The 10,577-nt window shown below is 70.9% G+C and carries 8 protein-coding genes; 2 read left to right on the top strand and 6 right to left on the bottom strand.

Features of this window, described 5'->3' with window-relative positions:
• Position 1: 1 nt before the first annotated feature.
• The 6 genes from AB0E24_RS22470 to AB0E24_RS22495 all read right to left on the bottom strand — a co-directional run bounded on the left by AB0E24_RS22470 (position 2) and on the right by AB0E24_RS22495 (position 7,804).
• Positions 2 to 2,284 carry an NHLP family bacteriocin export ABC transporter peptidase/permease/ATPase subunit gene (locus AB0E24_RS22470; protein ID WP_435865309.1) on the bottom strand — a complete coding sequence of 761 codons (2,283 nt, stop codon included), beginning with the start codon at positions 2,282 to 2,284 and terminating at the stop codon, positions 2 to 4.
• Complete coding sequence (locus AB0E24_RS22475) at positions 2,281 to 3,087, bottom strand: HlyD family efflux transporter periplasmic adaptor subunit (protein ID WP_069873920.1); 807 nt, start codon at positions 3,085 to 3,087, stop codon at positions 2,281 to 2,283. The genes AB0E24_RS22470 and AB0E24_RS22475 overlap by 4 nt, the downstream gene beginning before the upstream one ends.
• Before the next feature lie 104 nt (positions 3,088 to 3,191).
• Complete coding sequence (locus AB0E24_RS22480; RefSeq protein WP_069873919.1) at positions 3,192 to 3,410, bottom strand: hypothetical protein; 219 nt, start codon at positions 3,408 to 3,410, stop codon at positions 3,192 to 3,194.
• Between the two features lie 463 nt (positions 3,411 to 3,873).
• On the bottom strand, positions 3,874 to 4,893 hold the full coding sequence (locus AB0E24_RS22485) for a glutathione S-transferase family protein (RefSeq protein ID WP_099016770.1): 1,020 nt from the start codon (positions 4,891 to 4,893) through the stop codon (positions 3,874 to 3,876).
• Positions 4,894 to 5,279: 386 nt separating this feature from the next.
• Positions 5,280 to 6,899: a helix-turn-helix domain-containing protein gene (locus AB0E24_RS22490; protein ID WP_359379326.1), complete on the bottom strand. Its 1,620-nt coding sequence runs from the start codon at positions 6,897 to 6,899 to the stop codon at positions 5,280 to 5,282.
• Positions 6,900 to 7,195: 296 nt separating this feature from the next.
• Positions 7,196 to 7,804: a TetR/AcrR family transcriptional regulator gene (locus AB0E24_RS22495; RefSeq protein WP_069873913.1), complete on the bottom strand. Its 609-nt coding sequence runs from the start codon at positions 7,802 to 7,804 to the stop codon at positions 7,196 to 7,198.
• Between the two features lie 172 nt (positions 7,805 to 7,976).
• Here AB0E24_RS22495 and AB0E24_RS22500 point away from each other — a divergent pair, with 172 nt between their 5' ends.
• Complete coding sequence (locus AB0E24_RS22500) at positions 7,977 to 9,200, top strand: cytochrome P450 (protein ID WP_079153766.1); 1,224 nt, start codon at positions 7,977 to 7,979, stop codon at positions 9,198 to 9,200.
• A gap of 129 nt (positions 9,201 to 9,329) precedes the next feature.
• Complete coding sequence (locus AB0E24_RS22505; RefSeq protein WP_359379331.1) at positions 9,330 to 10,466, top strand: amidase domain-containing protein; 1,137 nt, start codon at positions 9,330 to 9,332, stop codon at positions 10,464 to 10,466.
• Positions 10,467 to 10,577 lie beyond the last annotated feature (111 nt).

A 10,577-nucleotide genomic window follows, 5' to 3' on the forward strand; every position in this document is an offset into this window, starting at 1 on the left:
GTCAGTGCTCCTTCATCAGCTCGGCGTACGGGCCTCCGGCGGCGGCGAGGTCCTCGTGCCGTCCGCGTTCGACGACCGTGCCGCGGTTCAGGACGAGGATCTCGTCGCTGTCCCGTACGGTGCTGAGCCGGTGGGCGATCACCACACACGCACAGCCGCGGCGGCGCAGGTTGTCCATGACGATCTGCTCGGTCCGCGCGTCCAGGGCGCTGGTGACCTCGTCCAGCACCAGCACGCTGGGGCGGCGCACCAGGGCGCGGGCGATCTCCAGCCGCTGCCGCTGGCCACCGGAGAAGTTGCGGCCGTCCTGCTCCACCCGGCAGTGGATCCCCTCCGGGCGCCGTGCGATCACATCGTCGTAGAGCGCGGCGTCCCGCAGGGCCTCCAGCACCGCGTCGTCCGCGATCGACGGGTCCCATAGCGCCACGTTGTCCCGCACCGTGCCCTCGAACAGGAAGACCTCCTGGTCGACGAAGGAGACCGAGGCGGCCAGCGCACCGCGGGGAATGTCCTCCAGACGCTGTCCGTCGATGCGGATGACGCCTTCCCAGGGGGTGTAGAGGCCGGAGACGAGCCGGGAGACGGTGGACTTGCCGCTGCCGGAGGCACCGACGAGCGCCACCTGCCGGCCGGGGCCCACGGACAGCGAGAAGTCGCGCAGCAGCGGTTCGTCCAGCGGGCTGTAGCCGAAGGTGATGTTCTCCAGTGTCACCTGCCCGGTCAGCCGGCGGGTGTCCTCGCGCGGCTCGTCGCGGGTGTAGAGGGAGTCCACCGGGAAGTTCTCCACGTCCTTGAGCCGGGCCACGTCGGCGGAGAAGTCCTGGATGCGCCCGGCCACCGAGTTGAGCCGGGTGATGGGCGCGGTGAAGCGGGTCACCAGCGCCTGGAAGGCCACCAGCAGACCGATCGAGATATGGCCCTCCACGGCCCGCAGCCCGCCGATCCAGAGGATGAGGGCGCTGTTGAGCGTGGCGAGGGTGGGGGCCACCACGGCCAGTACCGAGCTCGGTACGCCGAGGCGCTGCTGCTCCTCCAGGGTGATGGCGTGCTGACCGGCCCAGCGGCGGAAGTAGCCGGTTTCACCGCCGGTGGCCTTCACGGTCTCGATGAGCTGGAGTCCGGTGTACGAGGTGGTGGTCAGCCGCGCGGTGTCGGCGCGCAGCTTCTGGGTCCTGGTGGCCCGCAGCCGCACCACCACCCGTATCGCCACCACGTTGAGCAGCGCCAACCCGACGCCGATGAGGGTGAGTTGGGGGTCGTAGGTCCACAGCAGCACGGCGTAGAGGACCACGACGATCCCGTCGACGGCCGCGGCGGCCAGATCGCGGGCGAGGGTCTCGGCGACGGTGTCGTTGGAGCGCAGCCGCTGGACCAGGTCGGCCGGGCTGCGCTGGGCGAAGAAGGTGACCGGCAGCCGCAGCAGATGCCGCAGGAACCGCGCGCTGCTGAGGGTGGAGGAGATGATGCGCCCGCGCAGCAGATTGGCCTGCTGCACACCGGTCAGCACGGCGGTGAGGACCACCGCCACGCCCATGGACGCGAACAGCGGCTCCAGCGTCGAGTCCTGGCCGCCGATCAGGAAGGTGTCGATGAAGGTGCGGCTGAGCGCCGGGACCGCGGCCCCCACCGCCACCAGCAGCAGGCTGGCCAGCAGCGAGGCCAGCAGAGTGCCCGTGGTGCCGCGCATCCGCGGGGGCAGGGCGCCCAGCACCCCGGGGCGGCGCCCGCCCCGGCGGAAGGAGTCCTCGGGTTCGAGCACCAGGACCACACCGGTGAAGCTGGTGTCGAACTCCTCGACGGGGATGAAGCGGCGTCCCTTGTCGGGGTCGTTGATGTGGACGCCGCGCTTGCCGAACCGCCGCCCCATGCCATCGAAGACGACGTAGTGGTTGAACTCCCAGAACAGGATCGCCGGGGCCTGGACCTCCGCGAGGGCCTCGGGCTCCATCTGCATGCCCTTGGCCCGCAGACCGTAGCTCCGGGCAGCCTTGAGCAGATTGCTGGCGCGCGAGCCGTCCCGGGAGACCCCGCAGGCGATCCGCAGCTCCTCCAGCGGCACATGGCGGCCGTAGTGTCCGAGCACCATGGCCAGCGACGCCGCACCGCACTCCAGGGCCTCCATCTGGAGCACGGTGGGGGTGCGCACGGTACGGCGCCGTGGTTTCCTCGGCCCGGCTCCGCCGCGTGGCGCGCGCCGCCGTCCGCGGGCCGGCTGGGGGCGGCGCGCCCCGCTGCTTCCGGCGGGTGCCGGCCGGGGCGGTCCGCTCTCGTTCGTCGCGGTCACGGGAGCAGCCAATCGATGGGGTGGTGGGCGGCCAGGTGGACGGTGCCGCTGGTCAGGGTCATGGAGCCGAGGGCGAACGGCGGGCCGTCGGGGGACGACCAGCGGTAGCCCGAGCGGGTGGCGGAGCTGCGGTCGAGGCGCACCTGGACGGCGACCGGCGGGCCGTGCTTGGAGAACTCCTCGCCGAGTTGCTCACTGCCGAGGTAGGAGCCGATCTGCTGGCTCGACTGGGCGGTCCGGCCCACGGCCCGCACCTCACCGCGGAGCACACCGTAGGTCTGTGTCGGCGCGGACTGCACACTGAGGTCGACCGACGCGCCGACCCGTACCGAGGCCGCCCGGTCCGCGGCTACGAACAGGGTCGCCACCAGCGGGTCGTCGGAGTGGCGGACCCGCTCCACGGAGGCCACGTTCGCGCCGGTGTTCAGCACGGCGCCGATCGAGGCGGAGAGGGTGGTGAGCCGGCCCGCGGCGATGGTGCGCACGACCGTGGTGCCACTGGTGGTGCGGACCTTCAGCAGCGGCGCGCCCGCCGGGAGGGTGCTGCCCTCCTGTGCGAGGACGGAGGTCACCTGGCCCGCGATCGGGCTCTGGAGCACATAGCTGCCCTGTCCGTGGGTGAGGATCCCGGTGGCCTCGAGGGTGTTGGACACGGTGCCCGTGACGGCCCATACGGCCGATCCGGCCATGACCGCCATCGTGACCGCGAGTGCCAGCCATCCCTGGGGGCGGGCGTAGCGCACCGGCAGGTCGATGTCCTCTGCCGACTGGAGCTTGGAGAGGGCCTGCTGGCGGAACTGCACGAGAGTCTTTCCTCAACCGCGAGGGGGCGTTCGGACGGGGCCGTGGACCGCCGAGTGCCCCGGACCAGGCAGGCCCGGGGCACAGGGAAGGCGGTGTGTCAGCCTCAGAGGCTGCCGACAACCCCACCGACGATGCCGGTGGTGTTCAGGCCGGTGAGACCGTCAACCGTGCCGGTCACGGTGCCGACGGCGCCGGTCACCGGGCCGGTGATGGTGTCGACGGTGCCGAGGACGTCGCCCACCGGGTTGCCGATCCCGCCGGCCACGTTGTCCAGTTCGGCGTCGGAGATCTCCTGGGTCGCGACCTTGGGCGCGTTGTTCATTGTTGCGTCTCCCTTGGGTGACTGTCTCGTTGAGCTTGCAACAGCGCACGGGGGCCGAAGGGGAATCGGCTCCCACGGTATGGCCACGAGGTTCCGGGAGGACCCGGATCCGTGGATACCTGAGCGCGGAAAGGGATGTAACCACGGGGCTCGCCACGCTGCGAATCAGCCAAGCCCCGGAACCGGGCATTCCGCCACTTTCCGATCACACCACGAACACATCCGTGCACCTCATCGGCGCTGTTCCATCACAGAAAGGTCACCGAACTCCGCTGGCATCGCACCCCTGGAGCGAGGTGACGCGCGTCATTTCCAGCCATGTCACCATGGCCGGGGCCGAGGTGGCACATGAGCCGGGGGGAGCGCATGGCATCTGTGTAACAGGTGTGCCGATCGCTTGAAGACCGGGCGAACAACCCCGCATGCGAGGGCGAACGCCGCAGGAAAGACGACATGTGCGACTTCAGAGCGCCCGGCCCTGCTCCGGCACCGCCTCGCCGTCCGGCGCCGGTCCTGGCGCGGTGCCGTCGCCGAACGGGCGCCCGCCCAGCTCCGCACGGTGATGCGGTGTCAGCCACCCGGAGAGGTCGGGGCCGAGCGGGACGATGCGCCGGGGATTGATGTTGGTGTGCACCTGGTAGTAATGGCGCTTGATGTGGTCGAAATCGACCGTGTCCCCAAAGCCCGGTGTCTGGAAAAGGTCACGGACATAGCCCCATAGCACCCGATTCTCACTGAGCTTGTTGCGATTGCACTTGAAGTGGCCGTGATAGACGGCGTCGAAGCGGACCAGCGTGGTGAACAGCCGGATATCGGCCTCGGTGATGGTGTCGCCGACCAGATAGCGCCGCGTGGACAGCCGCTCGGACAGCTCGTCGAGGCGGGCGAAGAGACGTCGGTACGCCTCCTCGTAGGTGCCCTGGTGCTCGGCGAAGCCCGCCCGGTACACACCGTTGTTCACATCGCGGTAGACCCCCTCCGCCACTTCGTCGATCTCGTCGCGAAGCTCCTCGGGGTAGAGATCCGGGGCGCCCTCGCGATGGAGGGCGGTCCACTCGGTGGCGAGGTCCAGGGTGATCCGGTGGTAGTCGTTGGTGACCAGCGCGCCACTGGGGACGTCCACGACCGCGGGCACGCTCACCCCGCCCGGATATCCCGTCTCACGGGCGTCGTACGCCTCACTGAGGAACGCGATGCCCAGCACCGGGTCCCGGCCCCCCGGGTCCAGGGTGAAGCGCCAGCTGCGCTCGTCCTGGATGGGGTCGGTGATGGCCACCGGGAGGGCGGACTCCAGGCCGAGCAGCCGCCGTGAGACCAGCGCGCGGCTCGCCCAGGGGCAGGCCCGGCTGACCACCAGCCGATAGCGCCCGGCCTCCACCGGCCAGCCGTCCCGGCCGTCGGCGGTGATCCGGTCGGCGAAGTGCGGCGCGGATCGGCGGAACTCCTCACGCGCGCGGGGTGTCTCCTGGTCAGCGGTGTTCAACGGGACCACCTACCACCTTCCGAAGCGGGAACCGTCATGGACGGTCCGGGTCACGGGTCGGCCTCCGAGGCTTCGAGGCTCCCGTGCCACGGAGGACACCTACCCGGTTCCACATCTCGGGAAGGGGTATTCCTCACGGATCGGACAGAGTGGTGGCGATACGGCGGCGCGCCGGCGACGGTCCGCGCCCACCGCGGGAACGAAGCCCTCGCACCGTACGGCGCCGGACTGCATCACTCCCCACGTGGTGATACAGGCCGGCGTCTCGCGGAGGCGGGGCTTCGTTTCCCGCGCTGTGCGGCAGAAGTGACGCTAAAGCGGATCACCAGGGCGGGCAACGGTGCACGGTGCGCATCGCATGCCCGCGACATGTGCACGGTGCGCAGTCAGCCCGCCGGGTGCAGCCCGGTGATATGCAGTGCGTGCACCAGGTCGTGGATCCCCGAGCCGGTGGTGAGCAGATCGCGGCTGAGCAGGTGTTCGGCGGCTCGCAGATGGGCCCTGACGGTGTTCCGGCTGAGACCGAGGTGGCGGGCGGTCCGCTGGGCGTCGGTGTTCGCGTCGATCCAGGCGCGCAGAGTGGTGTGCAGATCACGGCCACGGGTGTCCTGGAGCGGGCGGAGGAACTCCCGCGCCCAGGCGTGGGCGGGCTCGGTGCGGAGCAGCTCGTCCAGGGTGGGCACCGGCCGCCCGCGCTCGGCGCCGAAGCCACCGTCCAGCGGCCCTCCGGCCAGGCCGAAGGCCAGATCGAGGGCGGCCCGGGTGCGTACGTCGCCCAGGTCGAGGCCGAGGGTGGTCTCCACCCGGTTGAGGTGGTGGGAGACGGTGTTGCGGCTGATGTCCAGCAGCCGGGCCACCGCGGACCGGGGGAAGGTGACGGCGAGCCGGGTGATGTCGAGGGTGGCTCTCGGGGTGGATCCCAGCGGCCGCAGCAGGGCGCGGGCCCAGGTGTCCGCCTCCGTAGGGTGCAGCAGCGGCACCAGCGGTGTCCGGCCGAGGTAGGCGGCCACCCGCTCGGAGGTATGGCGCGCCGCGGCCAGGGCGTGCAGCGCCTGCCCGTACGCCTCGGCCGTCGCGCCGAGCGGATACGGGCTGCTGATGCCCAGCGCGTAGTGCGAGTTCTCCCGCACCAGGCGGCGCAGCACCGCGCCCTGGCCGTGGGTCGCCCCGGGACCGTCGTCGAAGTCGTCCGGGCCGGAGGGGTCATCAGGGTCGGCTGGGTCGTCCGGACCGGACCGGTCGGCGAAGTCGGCGGGACCATCCGGGCCGGCGGGGTCGTGGGGCCAGGCGCCGGGCTCGCCCTCGGCCTCCTCGGCGACAAGACAGATGAGGTGCTCCTTGAAGGCCGGGCAGTGCACCATCAGGCCCGTGCCGTGATAGCCCGAGCCGTCCTGGTAGGTCTGCGTCAGCCGGTCACGGTCCTCCGTCGGGCAGTGCAGCAGATAGACACGTAGCCGTTCGGCGTCCAGCAGCGCGGGGACGGCGCCGGTGGTCATCCGGCGGGCCAGGGTGAGATCTCCCGCCAGCAGGGCGCTGAAGACGGCGAACCGCATCTGCCGCGCCTTGTACTGATAGCCGCGGAAGGTCGTGTCCGCGTCCTGCGCCCGGTCCAGGAGCGCGATGAGACTCCCGGCGTGCGAGACCAGCGAGGCCGCCTCGCGGGTGGGCGCCGAGGTCCCGGCCACCACCAGGACGGGGCGCGGCGCGCGCGAGCCGAGCGCCTCCAGACGCACCTGAAGGGCGCCGCTCTCGGTGGCCGCCGCGGCCATCTGCCCACCGGCCAGCCGCGTCAGCGTCGGTTCGAGTGTGGGCAGGATCCGCCGCGGGAAGCGCGCGGTGGCGGCCTCGACCGCGCCCTCGCTCCCGACCAGCGCGACATCGGCGTCGATCTGCCGGCCCAGCCAGTCCAGCACCGCCCGCGGATCCGCCCCGGCCCCCCGGCTCATCTGTCGCCGCACCTCGTGCAACAACTCGTCCAGCCGCCCGGTGTGCGCCCGTGCCTCCACAGCAGTGCTCCTCCTCACCCCCCGCGGTGCGCCATGCCGCGCGGACCGATCGGCGGTCCGCGCACCGACGTACTTTATTGACCGGTTCACGGGGCCTCGGCGAGGGGCGCATGGATCACGCCGGTCCCGCGGGGCGGGTCCGCCCGGATCGGGGGGTGTCCGCGCAGGCCAGGGGCCTTTGTGGAGGTCGTGGCGGGGCCTGTGAGGTTGACCTGCCACTGGTAACGGGGAAACAGCGGGGAAAGGGCGACGACGCCCTGGCGATCAACCGGAAGGGCCCCTCAGCGGTCGCGCATTCAGGCCACCGACCGGAACAGGCCCTCCAGCGCCATCGCCACCTGGTCGGTCGAGAGCGGGTCGTCGACCCCGCCCACCGCGTAGATGCCCCGGTCCAGCTTGATGCCCCGGGTCATCGCGCCGAGCAGCGCGGCCATTTCGGTGCCGCGCAGCGCGGGCTGGTGACCCGCCCGGTCGAACAGCGCGTCCAGCATGGTGCCGATGCGGCGGCTGAACCGCTTCTCGTGTTCCACCAGCGCGGAGGCGGCATCGCAGTCCCGCAGCGCCATCAGCCGGAATTCCAGGTGGATGAAGACCCACCGGGCGTCCAGGTGCTCACCGTTGAAGATCTCGGCGAAGGTCCCCGCGAGCTGGGGGGCCAGGTCCCGCCCGGTGTCCATCTCGGCGATCCGCTCATCGATGTAGTCGGCGGTGCGGTCGCTGTGCCGCCGGAAGACATCGAGGAAGAGCTTCAGCTTGCTGTCGTAGTTGGAGTAGAAGGCCCCGGTGGTCCTGCCCGCGCACTGGCAGATGTATCCGATCGAGGCCCCGTGGAAGCCGCGTTCGGCGAACGCCCGCTCCGCCCCGACGATCAGCGCTTCCACGGTCTTTGACCGCTGCGGCGGCATCCGTGTGCCCCTCTCCCCCAGTTGTTCGGAAACCTGGCCAGATCCGTACGGTAGCCGATCCGCCCCCCTGTTCAGTAGGGAACCCTATCGGTAGCGTTCCCTATCGAAAGCTGTGCCTGACGGCTCCCGGCCGTTCGCCCCGGGAACTCGAGGACCACGAAGGAGAGCCATCGTGAACGCTCCGCCTCCCACAACCCATGACGACCTCCGAGATCTCCATGACCTTCCGATGTATCCGAAGGAGCGGGACGACTACATCAACCCGGCACAGGCGCTGCTGACGGGGCCGCCGGTGAGCCCGCTGAGGTTCGCCGGCGGCAGCGTCGGCTGGCTGGTGACCGGGTATCACGAGGCGCGGGAAGTGCTGCGGGACCCCCGCTTCAGCGCCGAGCGCTGGCGTGGCGACGACGCGATGCGGCCGGTCCCCGAGTCGATCCGCAGGGACCGGAGCAGCGGGGCGGGGTCGTTCCTGGCCATGGACGCGCCGCAGCACGGGCACTACCGGGGCCAGCTCACGCGGTACTTCACGGTGCGTCGGATGCGTGAGCTGGAGACCCGTATCGAGGACATCGTGGCCGCCCAGCTGGAGGCGCTGGAGGCAGCGGGCAAACCGGCCGATCTGGTGCGCCACTTCGCCATGCCCATCCCCTCACTGGTGATCTGCGAGATGCTGGGGGTGCCGTACGAGGAGCGGGAGCTCTTCCAGTCCGTCGCCGCGCGCCTGCTCCGCCAGGACCGCACCGACGAGGAATTCGTCGCCGGGAAGATCGAGCTCGACACCTTTCTGCGCACCCTGGTCGAGGCCAAGCGCAAGGATCCGCAGGACGATCTGATCTCCCTGCTGACCGCCGTCGAGGAGCTCGACGACGAGGAGATCGGTGGCATCGCGGGGCTGCTGCTGATCGCCGGTCATGAGACCACGACCAACATGCTCAGCCTCGGCACCTTCGCCCTGCTGCGCCGGCCCGAGCAGCTGGAGCGGCTGCGGGCCGACGAGTCGCTCCTTCCGCAGGCCGTCGAGGAGCTGCTGCGCTACCTCAGCATCGTCAACGCCTTCCCGGTCCGCATCGCGCTGGAGGACGTGGTCGTCGGCGGTGTCACCGTCACGGCGGGCCAGTCGGTGGCCGTCTCGGTCCCGGCGGCGAACCGGGACCCGGCGCTGGTGGACGACCCGGACACGCTCGACGTCGGCCGTCCCCGCAGCAGCCATCTGGCCTTCGGCTACGGCATCCATCAGTGTCTCGGGCAGCATCTGGCCAGGATCGAGCTGGTGTCGGGCTACCGCGGGCTGATCCGCCGGTTCCCGGGGCTGCGGCTCGCCGTGCCCCCGGAGGAGGTCCGGATGCGCAGCGACATGGTCATCTACGGAGCACACGAGCTGCCCGTCACCTGGTGACGCCCCCCCGGGGCGAGGCCCGGCCTCCGCGCGGCCGAAATCGTCACATGAGCTCCACGCATGGGGAGTTCATGTGATGATTCGGTGACCCCGGCCCGTCCGGTCCGGGAGTGTGGAGGGAAAATACACGTGAAGTCAACGAGCTTCAGATCCGCCGTGGGGGCCGTGCTGACGGCGGCCCTGTCCGCCGTGGTGCTGCCCGCCTCCGCCGCGAGCGCGGCGGAGAACCCGGCGGCGGCCGGCACCGTGGACACCGCGACCGCGCAGTCCTTCGGCCGCCTCGCCGACGCGGTGCTGACCCAGCGCACGGCGGCGCTGCTGGACACCGAGCGGTCGGTGCGGAGCGCGGCCCCGCTCGCCGAGAAGAACGTCCGTCTGTCGGCCGGGCAGACCCGGACCGAGGACACCGCACTGTCCACGCTGCGCACCCGCAAGGCGCGGCTCGCGGCCCTGGGCGAGGCGTACACCTCCGCCGACACCCGGGTGGCGGTGGACCGGGTACGGGTCGAGGCCGGGCGCGCCACGGTCCAGGCCACCGAGACCACGACGCTGACGTACAAGAAGATACGCGGCGACGAGCCCGCGACGACCGGCTTCCAGGCGCACCACCGGCTGAGCTTCGCCGCCACGGCGGACGGGAAGTGGCAGCTGACCGGCCTCACCTCGACCGACGACGGCCCGCTGGCGGTCAACGAGCCCAGCACGGCGCGGGTGGCGGCCGGGACGACGGCCCTGCCCGAGGCGACGCCCGCGGCCATCTCGGTGCCGTCCCGGCCCCAGACGAAGCCCGCGGGCAGCTACGACTACACGGCGATGGCCTCGTACGCGGAGAAGTACTGGCAGAACTACAACCCCGCCTACCGGAAGTTCAACGAGGCCGGTGGGGACTGCACCAACTTCGTCAGCCAGGCCCTGAAGGCGGGCGGCTGGGCCAACAAGTCCGGCGACGCCGAGGACTACCGCAGCTGGTGGTACGACACCTCGTACCAGTCGACCTCCTGGGTGGGCGCCAACGAGTGGTCCTGGTTCACGCTGGACGCCAAGCGGGCCACCAACCTGGCGAACGTCTACTACATGGGCGTCGGTGACGTCATGCAGATGGACTTCGACAAGGACGGGTCGAAGGACCACACCATGCTCGTCACCTACCGGAGCTCGAGCGGGGTCCCGTATCTGACCTACCACTCGGTGAACACCTACCGGAAGTCCGTGGCCAGCATCATCGCCTCGTACCCGAACTCGGCCTACTACGCCTACCGCACCTGAGTCGTCCGGCGCGCGGCTAGGGTCTGTCGTCAAAGGGGGCGCCCGGCCGCGAGCAGGGGGCACCTCCCAGCGGTAGCTGGGGGAGTCTGGTGCGGTCGATCGCAAGGCGGA

This window comes from Streptomyces malaysiensis subsp. malaysiensis, assembly GCF_040653035.1.
GTDB classification, from domain to species: Bacteria; Actinomycetota; Actinomycetes; order Streptomycetales; family Streptomycetaceae; genus Streptomyces; species Streptomyces malaysiensis.